The 17,105-nt window shown below is 48.3% G+C and carries 18 protein-coding genes and 1 rRNA gene; 11 read left to right on the top strand and 8 right to left on the bottom strand.

Annotated features, from left to right (window positions below; translation table 11 throughout):
* Positions 1 to 508: ribosomal RNA gene (locus VJ249_05650) — 23S ribosomal RNA — on the top strand; the annotation flags it as partial.
* A gap of 766 nt (positions 509 to 1,274) precedes the next feature.
* Positions 1,275 to 1,778 carry an Lrp/AsnC family transcriptional regulator gene (locus tag VJ249_05645; protein ID HKZ94047.1) on the top strand — a complete coding sequence of 168 codons (504 nt, stop codon included), beginning with the start codon at positions 1,275 to 1,277 and terminating at the stop codon, positions 1,776 to 1,778.
* Between the two features lie 118 nt (positions 1,779 to 1,896).
* Here VJ249_05645 and VJ249_05640 read toward each other — a convergent pair whose 3' ends face one another.
* On the bottom strand, positions 1,897 to 2,664 hold the full coding sequence (locus tag VJ249_05640) for a hypothetical protein (protein ID HKZ94046.1): 768 nt from the start codon (positions 2,662 to 2,664) through the stop codon (positions 1,897 to 1,899).
* 208 nt (positions 2,665 to 2,872) lie between these two features.
* Here VJ249_05640 and VJ249_05635 point away from each other — a divergent pair, with 208 nt between their 5' ends.
* The 7 genes from VJ249_05635 to cobO all read left to right on the top strand — a co-directional run bounded on the left by VJ249_05635 (position 2,873) and on the right by cobO (position 7,713).
* Complete coding sequence (locus tag VJ249_05635; protein ID HKZ94045.1) at positions 2,873 to 3,058, top strand: hypothetical protein; 186 nt, start codon at positions 2,873 to 2,875, stop codon at positions 3,056 to 3,058.
* A 74-nt stretch (positions 3,059 to 3,132) separates the two neighbouring features.
* Positions 3,133 to 3,291, top strand: a complete 159-nt coding sequence (locus tag VJ249_05630; protein ID HKZ94044.1) for a hypothetical protein — start codon at positions 3,133 to 3,135, stop codon at positions 3,289 to 3,291.
* A 187-nt stretch (positions 3,292 to 3,478) separates the two neighbouring features.
* A complete protein-coding gene (locus VJ249_05625; protein ID HKZ94043.1) occupies positions 3,479 to 3,823 on the top strand; it encodes a PadR family transcriptional regulator in 345 nt (114 codons plus the stop codon).
* Positions 3,824 to 4,071: 248 nt separating this feature from the next.
* Positions 4,072 to 5,754 carry a methylmalonyl-CoA mutase family protein gene (locus VJ249_05620; protein HKZ94042.1) on the top strand — a complete coding sequence of 561 codons (1,683 nt, stop codon included), beginning with the start codon at positions 4,072 to 4,074 and terminating at the stop codon, positions 5,752 to 5,754.
* 18 nt (positions 5,755 to 5,772) lie between these two features.
* Complete coding sequence (locus VJ249_05615; protein HKZ94041.1) at positions 5,773 to 6,171, top strand: cobalamin B12-binding domain-containing protein; 399 nt, start codon at positions 5,773 to 5,775, stop codon at positions 6,169 to 6,171.
* A gap of 27 nt (positions 6,172 to 6,198) precedes the next feature.
* On the top strand, positions 6,199 to 7,158 hold the full coding sequence (gene meaB / locus VJ249_05610; GenBank protein ID HKZ94040.1) for a methylmalonyl Co-A mutase-associated GTPase MeaB: 960 nt from the start codon (positions 6,199 to 6,201) through the stop codon (positions 7,156 to 7,158).
* A gap of 18 nt (positions 7,159 to 7,176) precedes the next feature.
* Entirely contained in the window at positions 7,177 to 7,713 is a 537-nt protein-coding gene (gene cobO / locus VJ249_05605; protein ID HKZ94039.1) for a cob(I)yrinic acid a,c-diamide adenosyltransferase, read from the top strand.
* 11 nt (positions 7,714 to 7,724) lie between these two features.
* Here cobO and VJ249_05600 read toward each other — a convergent pair whose 3' ends face one another.
* From VJ249_05600 to VJ249_05590, 3 genes are all read right to left on the bottom strand, one after another.
* Positions 7,725 to 9,770, bottom strand: a complete 2,046-nt coding sequence (locus VJ249_05600) for an AAA family ATPase (GenBank protein HKZ94038.1) — start codon at positions 9,768 to 9,770, stop codon at positions 7,725 to 7,727.
* Between the two features lie 83 nt (positions 9,771 to 9,853).
* Positions 9,854 to 10,726 (bottom strand): CoB--CoM heterodisulfide reductase iron-sulfur subunit B family protein, encoded by an 873-nt coding sequence (locus tag VJ249_05595; protein HKZ94037.1) that lies wholly within the window; start codon positions 10,724 to 10,726, stop codon positions 9,854 to 9,856.
* A 2-nt stretch (positions 10,727 to 10,728) separates the two neighbouring features.
* Positions 10,729 to 11,271 (bottom strand): 4Fe-4S dicluster domain-containing protein, encoded by a 543-nt coding sequence (locus VJ249_05590; protein ID HKZ94036.1) that lies wholly within the window; start codon positions 11,269 to 11,271, stop codon positions 10,729 to 10,731.
* Positions 11,272 to 11,359: 88 nt separating this feature from the next.
* Between VJ249_05590 and VJ249_05585 the strand changes: the two genes are divergently transcribed.
* Positions 11,360 to 12,469, top strand: coding sequence for an FAD-dependent oxidoreductase (locus VJ249_05585; protein HKZ94035.1), 1,110 nt, complete (start codon positions 11,360 to 11,362; stop codon positions 12,467 to 12,469).
* Positions 12,470 to 12,534: 65 nt separating this feature from the next.
* Here VJ249_05585 and VJ249_05580 read toward each other — a convergent pair whose 3' ends face one another.
* The 4 genes from VJ249_05580 to VJ249_05565 all read right to left on the bottom strand — a co-directional run bounded on the left by VJ249_05580 (position 12,535) and on the right by VJ249_05565 (position 14,077).
* A complete protein-coding gene (locus VJ249_05580) occupies positions 12,535 to 12,783 on the bottom strand; it encodes a hypothetical protein (protein ID HKZ94034.1) in 249 nt (82 codons plus the stop codon).
* A gap of 43 nt (positions 12,784 to 12,826) precedes the next feature.
* Complete coding sequence (locus VJ249_05575) at positions 12,827 to 13,276, bottom strand: hypothetical protein (protein ID HKZ94033.1); 450 nt, start codon at positions 13,274 to 13,276, stop codon at positions 12,827 to 12,829.
* A 38-nt stretch (positions 13,277 to 13,314) separates the two neighbouring features.
* Positions 13,315 to 13,560 (bottom strand): hypothetical protein, encoded by a 246-nt coding sequence (locus tag VJ249_05570; GenBank protein HKZ94032.1) that lies wholly within the window; start codon positions 13,558 to 13,560, stop codon positions 13,315 to 13,317.
* Between the two features lie 70 nt (positions 13,561 to 13,630).
* Complete coding sequence (locus tag VJ249_05565; protein HKZ94031.1) at positions 13,631 to 14,077, bottom strand: hypothetical protein; 447 nt, start codon at positions 14,075 to 14,077, stop codon at positions 13,631 to 13,633.
* A 119-nt stretch (positions 14,078 to 14,196) separates the two neighbouring features.
* Between VJ249_05565 and alaS the strand changes: the two genes are divergently transcribed.
* The gene (alaS, locus tag VJ249_05560; protein HKZ94030.1) at positions 14,197 to 17,040 is read left to right on the top strand and encodes an alanine--tRNA ligase; all 2,844 of its coding nucleotides are present in this window, start codon (positions 14,197 to 14,199) and stop codon (positions 17,038 to 17,040) included.
* The last annotated feature ends 65 nt before the right edge of the window (positions 17,041 to 17,105 follow it).

Genomic DNA, 17,105 nt, shown 5'->3' with positions numbered 1-17,105 from the left:
CAGAAAAATTACCCCGGGGGTAACAGGCTCGTCGCGGGCGAGAGTCCCCATCGACCCCGCGGCTTGGTACCTCGATGTCGGCTCTTCCTATCCTGGTCCTGCATAAGGGACCAAGGGTGAGGCTGCTCGCCTATTAAAAGGGAACGTGAGCTGGGTTTAGACCGCTGTGAGGCAGGTCGGACTTTATCTGCTGGGAGTGTTGGTCGCCTGAGGGCAGAGGGTCCCCAGTACGAGAGGAACGGGACGCTGCGGCCTCTAGTTTACCGGTTGTCCGACAGGGCACTGCCGGGCAGCCACGCCGTTGTGGATAAGAGCTGAAAGCATCTAAGCTCGAAGCCCATCCCGAAAACAGGCGGCCGTTCCCGACACTAATAGGCTAGGTAACTAGTCTATGTCATGGGACGAGGGCTCCCATAGAAGATGGGGTTGATGGAGCTGGGGTGTACGCGTCAAGACTTCGGTCGAGATGCTTAGCCCGCGGCTCCCAATCGCCCGAGGTGTCGGGCTGAAGTTTCGGTGTTTTGGGTGTTTGGACGATATATTTCGAGGCAGAGTTGAATGGGGCACATTGAATGGTGTTTGCATGTTGTTTCATTTTGAGGCTCTGGTTCTGAGGCTTAGTATGAGTGCAGAAAATTTTTTTCAGCGTGAAAGTTCTACTTTTCAGTTTGCTTTTTAGGCGCTGTTCATGGTTCTGTATGGTGGGTTGGGCGCTGTTTATGGGTGTTTTAATGGCACTTTCAACATAGTTATGCGTGACGTTTAATGTTGCCATGCGTGGCTTTTGGGTGAGTGGCTCGCGATGTTGGCAAGCTTTGCGGGAAGAGTAATTCTAGAAAAAGAAGGAGTCAAGCCCCTTATACCTTCTTCAACTATGTTGCCGGGCGGGTAAGTGGTAGTTGTTTGTGTCGAGCCTTTAATTGTTGGTCTAGGATTTGGATTTCTTTGTCTAGGAAAGGCTCAACCGCGTCTCTGAACTTTGATGGAATATTTAACTCCAACTGCTCCTGCTTGTAGGTGGCGCTTTCCGTTGAAATACTGACTCTCCTTGAGTTTTCGTGGTATCCGAACCACATGTCCTATGTTAGTTGGGTTCCGCATTTTAACACTGGTTCCTTAAAAGAGGACGAGAAAGCAAGGAGACAAGGACGAAAGTAATCAACAGCAAGCGAGCGGAAAGCGAGTTGAAAAAGGTTGCGCGCGAGAAAACTAATTTAAGCATTAAGCATGCATCTACCACAGTATTAGTCATGGCATAGGCAGGAGAGAGAGTCATGAAAGACCGGGAGTTGAAGCTTGTTTCTGAGCTTTTCAAGAACAGTGATAGAAGTGACCGGGAATTGGGCAAGGTGTTAGGGACTTCTCAGCCTACGATCTCGAGAATGCTTAAGAGATTGAAGGAAGAGGGCGTTATCAAAGAGCACACGATTATCGCTGACTTCAGAAAGCTGGGAATCGAACTCATGGCGATCACTTTCGGCGCTTGGTCACCTGAAAAGATCAAAGACTATTCTGAGGATGAACGTGTTGAAAAGGCGAAAAGGTTTCTTTCTGAGCATCCGAATGTTATCTTTGCCTCATCTGGGCAGGGGCTGGGAAAGGGAAGAGTTGTGATAACTCTTCACAAAAATTATACAGAATATAATGATTTCATGAAGCAAGCTAAAAGCGAATGGGCAGGCTTAGTTAAGCTTGAATCCTTCATCATAAGCTTGGAAGCTGATGTGGCTCCTATTCCCTTTTCTTTCAGAAACCTGGGAAAATACTTAGGAAAATGAGTTGACAGCTCGGGTTAGCGGTTTATGAAACCTAAAGAATAGCCTCAGTTCACAATGTTGAAAACTAGGGTTTCGAGGACTGTTAGTCAGCTGACAAATCAGGGATTTTTTCGAAATATCACAGTTCCTTCATATGGGTGTAAAAGGCCAAAGCGAAGAGGACGTATCCCCAGTAAAAGAAAAGATCCAATGGATGTCCATCGAAATAGGCTTCTTGTGCAGTCGAATAGCTGAAAAGTATGTCTCCTATAACATTCATGATTATTCCAAGGCTTATCAGAATCCATGCCGTGCCTACCTTGCCCTTTAACCTCGTCATAGTGAAAACGAGGAGGCCAAAAATGGCTTGGGAGAGCACTATGATGTCGAGCACTGGATAGGCTAGATCTATGCCCAATAACAATACGTTTTCCTCGGTTGCTATGAGTAGAGGCGCCATAACCGAAAACAGAGCAACGCCTGCAGCTGAAATCACAGCCGTGCTGCCGAAGTACAGTTTTCTGGAGAGGGCAGGTCGGAACAGTTTGACGTACAATTCTATGGCGATAAGCAAGGGAACATAGCCTATCAACCAGAGGGCGTCTGCAATGGAAGGGTAGGGTATCTCAACGTTCGAAACCAGAACGTACATTGCCCATGTTATTTCGCCGAGAAACCAGAGCAGCATTCCCAAAGTGAAGCAAAGCCAAATTCTGGAGAGCCTACTCGACGGTTTATCCCAGTATCTTCTCATAGCAAAAGTGGCAGAAAGAACCGCGCCTCCAGCGGTTAATGGCGCGAGGACGTTTGTGATAAGCTCCATTGAATCTGCGTAATATGCTTGAAAGAGAAAAACCAGTCCAAGAATGAAGCAAACTGCCAACCCAATCAAGTAAGCGGCTCTCACGAGGTTTCAACTTTCATCAACCCGAAAAGTTGCTTTTTTTATTTAAGCAATGTGTCTGCGTCTGAGACTGAATGTGAAAAAACGGGATGGCTTTGGCGTTCAACTTGAAGTCGGAATCTGAATTAGGGAAGTTAAGTCTCCATATTTTGTCTTCATAAGTCTAATTTTCCGCTTTCCCTTAAGAAATAAGCGAGTGGCTGGCTTCGCATTGGTCAGGTTATACAGGACCGTCAAGTTGCCTTCCAAGATGCTTGAGGGCATTGAGTTGCTGATTAAGGATCATCCAGAATGCGGTTATAGCAGTGTCGCTGATTTTGTTAAAGACTCTGTGAGGCATCATTACTGTTGGCGCATCAACAGAACAAAAGCCGAGGAAGATCAGTCATTTTCCTAGTCACGCATGACTCATGCATGACTCCCAAGACTTTTGTTTTCCAAACCGTTGACGTGAAGCGGAGCCTTTAAAATTTGAAGACCAGAGCAGTCATTACTATTCGTCTTGTTGAAGAAAGTGAGACAAAATCCGACAGGGAGATTGAGAGGGAGATATTCGAGGAACTCTCAAAGTCTCCGCCAAAGATTCCTTGGATGAAAAATGTATTGATGGTCACGGTAACAAAGGAGTGATGCTAGTGGGTCGTATCGCACGTCAAGAAGCACGTTCTTTTGAAGGTTTTCTGAAGGTTTGCATCATCAAAAGGCAAATTTTTGAAAAAAAGTCATTCCGACTCTGAATAACCTTTGGAAACGAAAATCTTATTAGACGTTTGAGTGTAAATCACGCTTCCAACTGGCTTTGGTGGAGAGTCTCACGTTGCAAAAAGCTGTCTTGGGCGAGATTACGGAAGGCGAAGTGATTAAAGATATTCACGAGAGGATTGTGAGAAGTTTCTTAGACGTGGTCGTACTCATGGAGGTAAGGAACAAGCCTCTTAGCGGATACGATGTCATTGACCTGGTTCACAAAAAGTTCAATATGCTTCTCAGTTCGGGCACGGTTTACTCTCTTGTATATTCTCTCGAAAGGAACGGATTAATAAAAGCCATTTGGAATCAAAGAAGAAGAGAGTACCTGCTTACTGAAAAAGGCAAAGAGACAACAAAAATTATTCTAAACGCACGAGACAGGATAAAAGCCCTTACAAGCACCGTCTTCTGAAAACTCTCCCTTATTCTTTCCGAGATATTGTTTGGCAGCGTCTCTATCCGGGTGTGGCGCAGAACATGTCCATAACCCAGAACTGAGCTTTGCTTTCCATTATCTTGGCAATTTTGAACAGTACTTCTGCCCATCGCTCAATTGCTCAAAAACTGCGCAGAAAGAAAAAAGGCGTCATTTGACCTCTAAAATAGCTTTATAGGTTGTTTGTTGATATGTAACCTACTCTATTTGGGGGGCTCAACCAATTGTTCGATCAGAAAAAGCTCGCCGAGACAAGAAAGCGACGACTGAAATGGGAAAAGACCACAGTTCCAAACTGGATAAAGCGCCACCCTGAACGTCGAAAAGACTTCGAAACGGTTTCAGGAATTCCAATCAAACGGTTGTGTACACCTGAAGACATCAAAGGCATGGACTATTCTAAGGACTTGGGTTTTCCAGGCGAGTCGCCGTTTACGCGTGGCGTGCACGCCACCATGTATCGAGGACGCTTCTGGACGATGCGCATGTTCTCTGGTTTCGGCACCGCTGAGCAGACTAATCAGCGTTTCAAATACCTCCTGAAAGAAGGCGAGACAGGGCTAAGCGTGGCTTTTGATTATCCAACTATCATGGGTTATGATTCTGATCACGCTATGTCGCTGGGCGAAGTGGGCCAGTGCGGCGTAGCGGTTACACACCTTAGAGACATGGAGATCCTATTCGACGGCATCCCGCTGGACAAAGTGAGCACGAGCATGACGATTAACGGTCCAGCACCCATGCTTCTAGGCATGTACATATGCGTCGGGGACAAGCAAGGCGTCCCCAGAGAGAAACTCGCAGGCACGACACAGAACGACAATTTGAAGGAGTTTTTTGCTCAGAAGTTGTGCATCTTTCCGCCTAGGCCGTCGTTGAAGCTTTCCACAGACGTTATCGAATACTGCGCTCGTCACGTTCCAAACTGGAACCCTGTCAGCATCAGCGGCTACCACATCCGCGAGGCAGGATCAAATGCAGTACAGGAACTAGCCTTCACCTTAGCCGATGGCATAGCCTACGTTGAATCAACCTTGGAAAGAGGCATGAAAGTGGATGAATTTGCAGGTCGCTTGTCCTTTTTCTTCGCGTGTCACAACAACTTCTTTGAAGAAATAGCTAAGTTCAGAGCCGCACGACGCCTGTGGGCGAAAATCATGCTCGACCGATTCAAAGCTAAGAATCCGCGCTCTATGTGGATGCGCATGCACGTGCAGACATCTGGGTGCACGTTGACATCTCAGCAACCCGCCAACAATGCTATTCGAACGGCTTTTCAAGCCTTGGCAGCAGTCTTGGGCGGCACACAATCGCTGCACACCAACTCGTTCGATGAAGCGCTGTGCTTACCCACCGAGGAGGCGGTTACAGTTGCCCTGCGCACTCAACAGCTCATAGCTCATGAAAGCGGCATCACAGACACTATTGACCCGTTAGGCGGTTCCTACTTTATTGAAGCCTTGACAAACGAGATGGAGGAACGCACCATGAGCTACATTGACAAAATTGATTCGATGGGCGGAGTCATTGCCGGCATCGAGAAAGGCTTCTTCCAAAAAGAAATCGCAGACAGCGCCTACAAGTATCAGAAAGAGATTGAGCGACACGATCGCGTTGTTGTAGGTGTAAACGATTTCAAGGCGGAGAAAGACTGGATACCAATGGATTTGCTTCGTATTCCACCGCATGTAGAAAAGGAGCAGTTGGCTAGGCTGGAAAGAGTGAAACAAGGACGCAATAAGCAAAAAGTCAAACAATCCTTGGACAAACTGTTCGATGACACGGACAAGAACAAGAACCTAATGCCCACCATAATCGAAGCACTAAAAGCTTATGCCACAATAGGAGAAATAACGGAGGTGCTGCGTTCGGTTTACGGAGAATACCGTGAACTGATAATTGTTTAAGGAGAGCGACAAATGAGCATAAAGGAGAAGAAGATACGCGTCCTAGTTGCAAAACCAGGGTTGGACAGCCATGACAGGGGCGCCAAGATAGTTGCCCGAGCTTTGCGAGACGCTGGAATGGAAGTTATCTACACCGGGTTAAGGCAAACACCTGAACAGATCGTTGAGACCGCGTTGCAGGAAGACGTGGACGTAATCGGCTTGAGCATTCTGAGCGGCGCCCACACAACTCTATTTCCAAAAGTAATGCAGTTACTCAAGAAGAAGGGCATGAGCGATGTAATGGTCTTTGCAGGCGGCATCATACCAGAAGAGGACATTCCGGCACTAAAGAAAATAGGAATAAAAGAAGTATTTGGACCCGGAACCACAACGTCAACTCTGGTTGAGTATGTAAGAAAAGGCGTGCCAAAATAGCTGAAACTAACCTCGGTGCAGTTCTTCTTGACTCAGACGAGTGATGTTTCAAGGCTTGTCCAAGGCGTGTTTCATGGCGAAAAGAGAGCCATAGCCAAGACCATCAGCATAATTGAAAACAACGAGCCTGGAGCTCAAAAGATCATCTCGCTCATCTATCCAAAAACAGGAAAAGCCCACATAATCGGCATCACTGGCCCGCCTGGCGCTGGAAAAAGCACACTAGTCGAGAAACTAGCAAAGGAACTGCGCAACAGAAAGAAAACCGTGGGCATAATCGCCGTTGATCCCACAAGTCCTTTCACAGGCGGTGCCTTTCTAGGCGACAGAGTCAGAATGCAGGATCTAAGCCTAGATGACGGCGTATACATACGAAGCATGGCAACTCGAAACCATCCAGGCGGGTTGGCAAGGACAACTAAAGATGCAGTCCACGTTTTGGATGCGGCTGGCAAAGATGTAATAATAGTTGAAACTGTCGGCGCAGGACAGTCTGAGGTTGAAGTTGTTAAAATTGCTCAGACAATCGTTGTGGTTCTAGCTCCAGGTTTAGGCGATGACATTCAGGCAATCAAGGCAGGGCAGATGGAGATAGGTGACATCTTCGTAGTAAACAAGGGCGACCGAGAAAACGCTGACAAAGCTGTGAGCGACATAGAAGCTGCCATGGAGCTGGACACGCAAGACAAAGGATGGAAACCTCTTGTCCTCAAGGCATCAGCATTAACAGGCGAAGGAATAGGAGAGTTCGTGGAAAACATCGAGAAACACCGCGCCTACTTGAAAAAAGGCGCTCTCGACATGCAGCGCAAAGCCAACGCTGAAATAGAATTAATCGAAGCCTTAAAACAGAAAATCACACAAACAATCATCCAAGACCTCCGCCAGAAAGGCAAGTGGGTTCAAACTGCTGAAAAAGTGATGGCTCGTGAAATCGACCCATACTCCGCCGCTGACACTCTGCTGAAACGTAAGACAAAGACTTGATACTCACGGTGAGAAAGCATGCCGGAACATAAGCTGGAAAAAGGCTTGGTTCAAGTTTATACGGGAAACGGCAAGGGCAAAACCTCCGCCGCATTCGGAGCTGCACTTCGCGCCGTTGGGCGAGGCTTAAAGGTTTACGTGGTTCAGTTCATTAAAGGTGGCTTCGACTACGGCGAACTGTACAGCGTCAAAAATCTTCCAAACCTGACGTTGAAGTCTTTCGGACGAGGCAGGTTCATCACTGAATCCCAGCCTCCAAAAGAAGATGTGCAGCTAGCCCGCGATGCATTCGAGCTTGCGAAGAAGGTTGTAATTAGCGGCGAATACGACTTAGTTGTGCTTGATGAAATCAATGTCGTAATGCATCTCAAAATGGTAGGCGTAGACGAAGTCCTCACGCTAATCAGGAACAAACCGCAACATTTAGAGCTGATTTTGACCGGACGCAACGCGCCAGTACAAATCATTGAAGCCGCTGACTTGGTAACCGAGATGAAAGAGATTAAACATCCCTATGCCCAAGGCGTTCCGTCGAGAAAAGGAATAGAATACTAGATATGGGTGCTTCAGCGAACCTCTTTCACGATTGAAGTTCCTTCGATATTTTGAACGGTTATTATGTTGACATCTTTTTGGGCAAAAGTGATCTGACTCGGCGTAATAATCAAGTATTGAGAGTCAGAGCCCGCTATTGAAGTAACTATCATTTGGGCGATCACTTCTCTGTTCTTTGGATCCATGTGCATGTCATATTCATCCACAGCGCGGAAAGGCGAGCGCACATGCTGCTGAAGGGCTAAGAGAAACATCATGGTCGCCGTGCTCCTTTCGCCTCCACTCTGGGTGTACGCATCTAACGGGACAGGTTTGGCTCCTTTGAAACCTACATAGATCTGTAGCCCAGCTGCTTCGATGTCCTTTTCGTTTACGAGGCGGACTTCGCCCTGTGCCTGTGCATTGGCAAGAATGGTTTGATACTGCACGTTGACGTGGTCGAGCAGAGTCTCGATGACTGTGTGCCATGCTTCCATGCGGGTCCTTACTTCAGCTAAGGCTTTTTCTCTGTTTTCCGCCACCAGTTGAGCTTTGTCCTTGAGCTCCAAGTAGAGTTTGGAATAGGACTCATACATTCGCTCGATGTCTTCTGAAACGTCAGCCAACGCTGCGACATGCCCGTCTGTGAGGCGAATCTCATCATTAATCTCTTCGATGCTTTTGATCGCCGCGATTCTAGCTCCTGTCTGCTCGGCACGGTTTATCTCGTTATCCACTTCGCTTCTAGCTGTTTGAAGTTCACGCTTCAGTTTTTCCACAGCTTTCTGCAGACTTTCTTTTTCATGCCCGAGTAGAGCCAAACGAATCTTGTCGTCGAGAACTGTCTGGTTGGTTTTCGACATTTCGCCGTCCAAGTTGGTCACCCGAGACTCTACCTCGGTTATGTGGTCTTCCAGCTCAGTAAGTTGCTGGCTGGAGGTTTCAACCTGCTGTTTAAGACTTTCATTCTTGATGTTGATCTGCTGAATCCAAGCGTCTTCAATCTGCTCGTATGTTCTTCTGATTTCAGTGAATTCTGATCGCAGGTCGGCGGGATTCACTTCCTGCGTAACTCGGCTCTGCAACTGCTCCAGTTTGGTCAAGTAATTCTTAGACGCGTCTTGATGTGCCTCAGACCAAGCTTGGGTTTCCTTTAGCGTTTGGTTGGACAACATTAGTCTAGATTCATGCTTCGCTTTTTCCCGCTCCAGTCCAAGTCGTTCCTCGAAAAGTCTGGTCCATCTTAACTTGGCTTCGTTAAGCGATGACTGTGTCTCATCTAACCTATTTTCTGCTTTCGTGATTTCGTTTTCAAGGCTTTCAATTTCTCTCTGCTCAGTCTGCATCTCGTTTTGAAGCTCGGTGACCGCTCGCTCCCTTTTTGTCACTTGCGCCCAAGCGAGTTCACGTTCAAGAAACCTTCGCTTCATAATCAACTGCTTCTTCTGTTGATACCGGTCGTACTGCTCACGCCAGTAAGACAGCGTCTGCTCAGCAGACTCAAGCAGTTTTCCAACAGACTCTTCTTCACTCAAAACGCGGCTCAGTTTGCGCTGAGCGTCCAGCACATTGCGTCTATAGGACTCGAAGCCGACAGCAGCCTCAACCATGCGCAGCTTCTCTTGCGGTGGCAACGCTATGAACTGCTCAGTCATAGCTTGATGCATAAGGATAACCATGTTATTCGGGTCGACGTCAAGTTTGGACAATAGTCTTTCAACCTCCTGCTTAGTTGCGGCTTTGTTGTCAAGCTCAAACCAGTACTTCCCATCTTTGCGCATGATGCGGGTGAGAAATATTTGATCCTTGTCGACTCGCGGTATTGGACGATGCCCAGCGCTTGGCGTGTTGTCTAGAATGAGTGTAACGCGTGCCTGGTCTTTGCCCCAGCGGATGAGGTCGCTGAGCTTCCGAGAACGCTCAGTATAAGACTGTCCCAACGCCACTGATATGCCTAGCAGTATGGATGATTTGCCAGCGCCATTTGGTCCACACACTAGATTAACGCCCTGATGGAAGGGTATGCGGGCGTATTCATAAGACATGAAGTTCTCAAGTATGACTTCTTGAATCAACATTGATGGGGACCTTTTTGGACAGCGTATAAGGAATAATCGAGGCTAATAAGGAGTTTTTGTGCGCTTTCGTATGCAAAAAAGGCTTAGTGAACAAGGGCTTTTTGCAGAAACTCGTCTACGGGACTGCGGTTCAGGTTCAACCCAAGCTTCTCCTGTGAAATGCCCATGGCTAAGCCGAGCAACTGCGTGTAATAGACCACTGGCATGTTCAGTTTGGCGCCTGTGGTTGCGGCTGCGCTCTTCTGCCTTACGTCAAACATGTTCTGGCACGACGGACACGAGTCAACTACAGCATCGGCGCCCAACTCCTGTATCGCCTTAAGCTTCAATCCCGTAAACGTGAACGCTGCATCAGGATGCGACAGCATGAGCATGGCGCCACAACAGTCTAGTTTCTCAGGATAAGGAATGCTTTTGGCTCCCAGCCATTCAATGAGCTGGTCGAGTTTTTGCGGGTTTTCAGGGTCGTCTACTGTGCCGACACTGCTCGGGCGGAGTATGTGGCAGCCATAGTGGACAGCAAGCTTCAACTCGTTTAACGGGTGCGTTGCAGCCTTCTTTATCGCATCTTCCCCGATCATGTCGTGTAGAAAGTCGATGGTGTGCCAGATTTTCATCCTGCCCGAATATTGCAGGTCTTCTTCCTTAAGCAAAGCGTTTACCTGATCTCTTAGTTTTTCGTCATGATTCAGAAAGTGGGTGGCTTCAAACAATGAGAGGTGACAGCCGTTACACACAGCTAGCAAGTTGGTGAAGCCCATTTTCTCAGCGATTGCGATGTTACGGGCTGCCAGATAAACCGCGGCAACCATGTTAACGCTTTGAACTGGCGTGCCACAGCATGACGCGTTTTCCAAATCTATGAGTTCAACGCCTAGTTGAGGCATGACCTCTCTCACAGACATCTCGTAAGCGTACTGCACAGTTGGAATGACGCAGCCCCAGTAAACTGGCACCTTCAATGCTGAGTTTCACTCTCCACCTTTGACTCCAAAGCTTTCATGAAAGTAGCCTTGAAGCGTTCATCAGGCTCCTTGAACTTGGGCAAAGCCAGTTTGTCTCTGTCAATCTTTTCGAGCTTGCGCGTGATAGTTGGCTGGGGGCGTGATATGTGACCGCATTCAAGGATCATGCTTGTGGATTGCAGAAAACTCTCAGGCACTTTTGCTTCCTTTTCAACCGCCATGTTCCTCAATGCCAGAATGAGGTCAACTGGAGCTACAGCTTGTGGGCAACGTTCCTTGCACTTAAGGCACGTGGCACATGTCCAGATAATGCCTGAGTTGATCAACTCGTCCACGAAGCCCGCTTTTGCCAAAGCCACAATCTCATGGGGCTTCAGCTCCAGCATTTTCATAGACGGGCAGCCACTGGTGCATTTGATGCATTGAAAGCAATTGTAGGGTTTGTGCTCGCCAATCTTGCTCAAAGCATGATGTCTTAGTCCAGCATCGGGTTTCTTCGAAGTCATCTGATCCGTGATGGTCATAGAACTAATCATTGAACCCACGTAACCTTATAGACGTTTTTGTTATGCTTCATGAAAGCAGGAGCATCACAATATTTTTCTCTACGGTGCCAGTAACCTAATGCTTCAAAGCACTAGGTCACTGTTGGAATCAATAATGCCCAACGAGCATGTAGCCTTAGTAATTGGTGGGGGCGTCGCCGGGCTTCAAGCCAGCCTCGACCTAGCCGACCATGGCTTCCAAGTCTACCTTGTTGAAAAAGAAGCAAAGCTTGGAGGAACCCTGAAGAATCTTGGCAGGTTATTTCCCACATTGCGAGACGCAGAGGAGACACTCAAACCGTTGATCGAAAAGGTTGTTTCAAACCCCAGCATCAAAGTCATAGCCCAAGCTGAGGTGCAGACGGTTCAAGGCTCAGTTGGCGACTTTAAAGCACGAATTGGACGCGCAGGAAGCCCAGACATACCTGTGGTGGAAGTAGAGGTCCACGCTGATGTCATCGTGGTTGCCACAGGTTTTCGCCAGTACGAGGCGCAGAAGCTTGGTCAATACAAATATGGGCAGCATCGAAACGTGGTCACAGGCTTAGAATACGAACGAATGCTAAAACCCGATGGCCCCACACAAGGCAAAATACTGCGCCCCGACAATGGACAGAAACCTAAGAGCGTCGCCTTCATCTTGTGCGCGGGTTCGCGAGACGAGAAACACCTGCGCTACTGCTGCAATCTGGGCTGCTTAAACGCCATTAAACATGCACATCTTCTCCGGAAACAGTACGGCAAGGAAGTTGACGCATACATTTGCTACATCGACATACGCGCCGTCACCAAAACGGGTGAACAGTTCTACAATAAGGCGCGAGCTGAGGAAGTAGAGTTCATTCATGGCCAGCCATCAGAGGTTCGACAGGCGCTGGATGGCACACTTACTCTAGACGTTTACGATCAAGCAACAAGCAAACTGCTGTCCATAACCGCCGACCTAGTCGTCTTAGAAATGGGACTAGAACCAAACGTTGAAATTGCTGAGAAGCTCGGGCTGAAACTCACTGAAGACGGCTTCATAGTGGAGAAAGACCCACAACTCTCTGTAAGCGAGACGAACATTGAAGGCATATTCTTGGCGGGAGCCGTGCAACAGCCAATGCATTCGTACGAAGCAGTTGTCCACGCTTCAGCCGCAGCTCTTAAAGCCATATCCATTCAGAAAACTAAAACTGATTCTTGAAGGGAATCCGCTAAGAGACTTTGTAACCACCATTTGAGTCGGAAAACAGCCAAAAAATAGAGGGTCTATGAGAACGTGCGCATGGAGCGTTTCAGACTTTTTAGCGCTTCGTCTTTGAGGGCGGCGTATCGAGCACTCATTCTTTTCACAGCGTCTTTTGGCATGCCTTGCTTGGTGAGTTCCTTTTCGAAGGCTTTCTTGGCTTTTCGCACTTTCCAACCTAGCGCCAGATAGATTAGGAACAGGCTGGACAGTAGTCGCACGGTGCTGACCGCGCCGCTTATCACGCTGACAATGAGCAGGCTTCTACCCATAGTATTTACACCTCGCCAATTATGCGAGAAAGGGAAGAGGTTGTCAGGATTCCTCTTCCTCATCTTCATTTTCTTCTCTGCGTTTCTCAGCCAGTCTCTGCTTCACTCTTCTTTCAATTTCCTTCTCCACTGCTTCGAATGAAGTTCTCTGGTCTGCTTCTTCTGTTGTGTCTTCGTGCTCACCCTGTTTTCCTTTGCCAACACCAAGCTGTATTTTGCCGCTTCCGCCACCTTTTTTCAACATGTCTCCCAAGCTGGTGAACACACCAACGTAGTCTTCGGTCATCTTCACGGCTACGGCGTCTGGCATGCCACCGTCTTTCAACTCCTTGTAGAATGCGGCTGCTGCTTTTCCCATGCTTTTGCCTGCTTCTTCTGAAAACACAGATGCAATGATGCTCTTGATTAACCCAGGAACCTCTGTTGAGACAACTCCGAGAATCTGCTTGATCTCCTCCGCTCCAAGTTTCTTCTTCTCTGGTCTTTCGCTCATCACTTTTTCACCTCCAATTGCTGTGATTCATATTCAAGTTAACTTTTTTGGAAACGCGCGACCAGGTTCTGAGCTATGGCACTCGCTTCTATCTTTTTCATTTCAGCCTCAAAGTCTACGGCTCTAAGCTCTCCTACGTTCTCATCCTTTCTGTAAGCTTCAACACCGTGAGCTCTGCGTGAGTTCGCTGAAAATGGATTGTGAACATGCCCAATTGCACCGAATAGCTTGTTCTTGGCAGATCCTGATCCGCCTGAATCTTTACCTCTTTTCCTCACTTTCATGTTTTTCAACCTCTGATACGATATAAAGACTGGACACACGACTTATCTATCGTGGAAAAAAGTGGTCAGACTACTGATCACTCGACATTTCAATCAGCTCGTACGCGTTGCCCAAACCCTCAGCCTTGCGGACCACGCCATCTTTTTCTAACCGTTTCAAGCGTTCTCTTATGATTCTTCTCGACGCCTTCCCTCGCATTGAAGCCACTTGCCGAGTAATCGCAGACGTGTTTAAGCGTCCACGCATGGCTAAGGCTTGGACTATGCATCGGGAAATGTCGTCTTGAGCAATGGGCTTGCGCTTCACATACTGCTGTGCTGTTCGGAAGCGAGTCATCAACTTCAAAGGTTCATCATAAAGCCCAACGCCTGCTCGAACCATCCTCAACGACGGAGCCAAGGACGAGTATTCTGGGTTTTCCAGAATGAGCCTTTCAAGAGCGTCTAACCTCTTCATTATCAAGTCGAGCTTCCTGCTCACCTCGCCCAGACGATCCGAGTCCTCTTCAGCGCTCATTTGCCAAACGCCACAAACGAGGAGACTAATGAGGCAATTGCATTTAAAGAATAGTCAACAAGCGAGTTAGCGTCAGTGGCAAGTACTTAAGGATTAAATCCCTCCCTAATGCTTAACTTATGAAATCGCCTAGTTTCCATGGCGCTACACTTGGAGGATTGCGTTCACTCTTGAAGCGTCGCTTTCCAGAAAGTGAATACCACGTTCCCTTCTTTGACGAAGCAGGCTACGTTAGAAAGCAGTGCCCCACCTGCGGCGAATATTACTGGACGCTAAACCCGGACCAGAAGTCTTGCGGTGAATCTACGCTTCAAGGATGCGCCAAACTCACATTCATAAGCAATTCACCAGTTCGAAAGAAGCATAGCCTTGGAGAGATGCGGGAAGCCTTCCTATCCTTCTTTGAAAAACGCGGGCACGGACGAATAAAACCTTATCCAGTTGTGTCCAGATGGCGCGACGACCTCTATTTTACAAGCGCCAGCATAGTTGACTTTCAACCCTACGTAACCAACGGCGTAGTACCTCCCCCAGCCAATCCGCTAGTAATCAGTCAACCATGCATTCGATTTGTTGACGTGGACAATGTTGGACCAACTTTTGGGCGTCACACAGCCTTCTTTGAGATGGGTGGGCACCACGCTTTCAACTATCCGGACAAAGAAGTCTACTGGAAAGACGGCACAGTCCGATACCACCATGAATTCCTAACTAAAGACTTGGGAGTAAAACCAGAAGAAATCGTGTACAAAGAAGACTTTTGGTCAGGCGGAGGAAACGCTGGGCCCGACCTAGAAACCATAGTGCGCGGCTTGGAAATCGACACACTGGTATTCATGAAATTCAAGGTGGCAGACAGCGACCTCATCGAGCTGCCCATACGCACGGTGGACACAGGCTATGGCATGGAAAGATACACGTGGCTCTCTCAAGGGACTCTGAGTTGTTTCCATGCCGTCTACAACTCCGTTCTAGACTACGTCATGAAGCTTGGAGGCATCACGAATGTGGACATCAAACTCGTGACCAGAGTCGCAGAACAATCCGGGCTAATGATACTGGAAAAAAGCGCCGACCGAAGCGAGTCCAGAGAGAAAGTGGCTAGGAACATCGGCGTCAGCGTAGAGACTCTCACTAAGACCATGATACCTATTGAAAACGTGTTCGCTGTCGCTGACCACACCAAGTGTTTAGCTTTCATGCTGGCGGAAGGCGTGGTTCCATCAAACGTTAGAGCAGGCTACTTGACCCGCTTAATGGTGAGACGCACATATCGACTCTTGCGTGCACTGGGCATTGAGGAAAAACTCTTCGACATAGTTGACAGGCAAGTCACATATTGGTCGCCTGACTTTCCACACCTCAAGGAAATGCGAGACGAAATCCTCACCATGCTCAAAGTCGAACGTGAGAAATACGCAGAAACCCTGAAACGCGGAAGCCAACTTGCCAAACGCGTGGCAGCTGAGCTGAAGGCAAAAGGCGCCGCGGAAATGCCCGAAGAAACCCTAGTTACGCTCTACGATTCGCATGGGCTGCCGCCTGAAATTGTAGCCGAGTCGGTGCAAGACGAAGGTCTAAAAGTGAAGGTGCCTGAGGACTTCTACGGCAAAGTCGCCGCGCAACACTTGCAGGAGCCACCAGCACTTGAAGAGGAACCGATAAAGGGACTGGAAACTGCGCTTTCTGGTCTTCCAGTGACAAGGATGCTTTACTACGAGGATTCCTACATTCAAGAGTTCAAAGCCAAGGTGCTCCGCACCATCAACGGCAAATACCTCGTGCTCAACCAGACCGCGTTTTATCCAGAGGGCGGGGGACAACCTGCTGACCACGGCGAAATCAAGTCTCACGATGGGAAGGCGGAAGTAACAGATGTCCAGAAGATCAGCAACATAATCGTTCACGTTGTAAAAGGCAAGGTCCCAAGAGAAGGCGACGAAGTCACGGGGCGGATAGACTGGACCCGTCGAATCAGCCTCATGAGACATCACACAGCCACACACGTAATTATGGGCGCAGCCCGACGAGTCTTGGGACAGCACGTGTGGCAGAGCGGAGCCCAAAAAGAAGTTGAAACCTCACGGTTAGACATCTCTCACTATCAACGCTTAACCACGGACGAAATACAGAAGATAGAAAAGCTTGCCAACGAAGCTGTCATGAAAACCATACCTGTTGAGACTTCCTCGAAGCCGCGTATGGAAGCTGAGCGAGAGCATGGTTTCAGGCTTTATCAGGGCGGAGCTGTCCCGGGAAAGGAAATTAGGGTCGTCAAGACGGGCGACTGGGAAGTTCAAGCCTGCGGCGGCACCCACGTCAAGAACACCGGCGAAATCGGACTTGTCAAAATACTGCGGACAGAACGCATACAGGATGGTGTGGAAAGAATAATATTTGGCGCTGGCACCCAAGCGCTCAAACACATCCAAAAGGATGAACAACTCTTGGCATCAGTTGCTGAAAAACTCAACGTGCCCACGGAGAAGCTTGATTCCACAGTTGAACGGCTCTTAGAAGAGTGGAAAGAAGCTCGACGCGAACGAGAACGCCTGCTTAAAGAACTGGTTGAAAAAGAGAGCGAAACGCCCACTGAAGGCAAGACAGCCATGAAGGTTCAGAAAATAGCTGATGTACAGTTTGCCACTAGGCTTTTTGAGCCAGTCGATGTCGATCGTATGATAAGAACAGCCAGCGACCTAATCCAAAAAGACCTTTCGATGGTTGTGGTATTCTATGGCAGAGATGAGAAAACAGCGAGGATTGTCGTGATGGCTGGAAAAGACGCGATTAGTAGAGGAGTTGACTCGCGTCAGATAGCCAACGAAGCTGCATCAAAACTGGGAGGCGGCGGAAGCGGCAAACCAGATTTCGCCCAAGGGGGCGGAACTCGGTTAAAAAACCTTTCAGAAGCCATCGAAAAAGCCGAAAAAACCGTCAGAAAACAGTTGAAAACCACCTAAAAGTGAACGACAGAGGCGCAAAGAATTAAAGCAAGCTTGCACCCTCCATATTGTTTGGTGCTGAG

Source organism: Candidatus Bathyarchaeia archaeon, from assembly GCA_035283685.1.
Taxonomy (GTDB): Archaea; Thermoproteota; Bathyarchaeia; order Bathyarchaeales; family Bathyarchaeaceae; genus DATETJ01.
Note: the sequence above shows the minus strand (reverse complement) of the source record. Positions and strands in the feature narration are given on the sequence as shown.

Excerpts from the sequence above, each read along its gene's own strand:
- VJ249_05645 (HKZ94047.1), top strand. The coding sequence starts at position 1,275 with ATGAAAGACCGGGAGTTGAAGCTTGTTTCTGAGCTTTTCAAGAACAGT.
- cobO (HKZ94039.1), top strand. The coding sequence starts at position 7,177 with ATGCCGGAACATAAGCTGGAAAAAGGCTTGGTTCAAGTTTATACGGGA.
- VJ249_05600 (HKZ94038.1), bottom strand. The coding sequence starts at position 9,770 with ATGTTGATTCAAGAAGTCATACTTGAGAACTTCATGTCTTATGAATAC.
- VJ249_05590 (HKZ94036.1), bottom strand. The coding sequence starts at position 11,271 with ATGATTAGTTCTATGACCATCACGGATCAGATGACTTCGAAGAAACCC.
- VJ249_05585 (HKZ94035.1), top strand. The coding sequence starts at position 11,360 with ATGCTTCAAAGCACTAGGTCACTGTTGGAATCAATAATGCCCAACGAG.
- VJ249_05580 (HKZ94034.1), bottom strand. The coding sequence starts at position 12,783 with ATGGGTAGAAGCCTGCTCATTGTCAGCGTGATAAGCGGCGCGGTCAGC.
- VJ249_05575 (HKZ94033.1), bottom strand. The coding sequence starts at position 13,276 with ATGAGCGAAAGACCAGAGAAGAAGAAACTTGGAGCGGAGGAGATCAAG.
- VJ249_05570 (HKZ94032.1), bottom strand. The coding sequence starts at position 13,560 with ATGAAAGTGAGGAAAAGAGGTAAAGATTCAGGCGGATCAGGATCTGCC.
- VJ249_05565 (HKZ94031.1), bottom strand. The coding sequence starts at position 14,077 with ATGAGCGCTGAAGAGGACTCGGATCGTCTGGGCGAGGTGAGCAGGAAG.
- alaS (HKZ94030.1), top strand. The coding sequence starts at position 14,197 with ATGAAATCGCCTAGTTTCCATGGCGCTACACTTGGAGGATTGCGTTCA.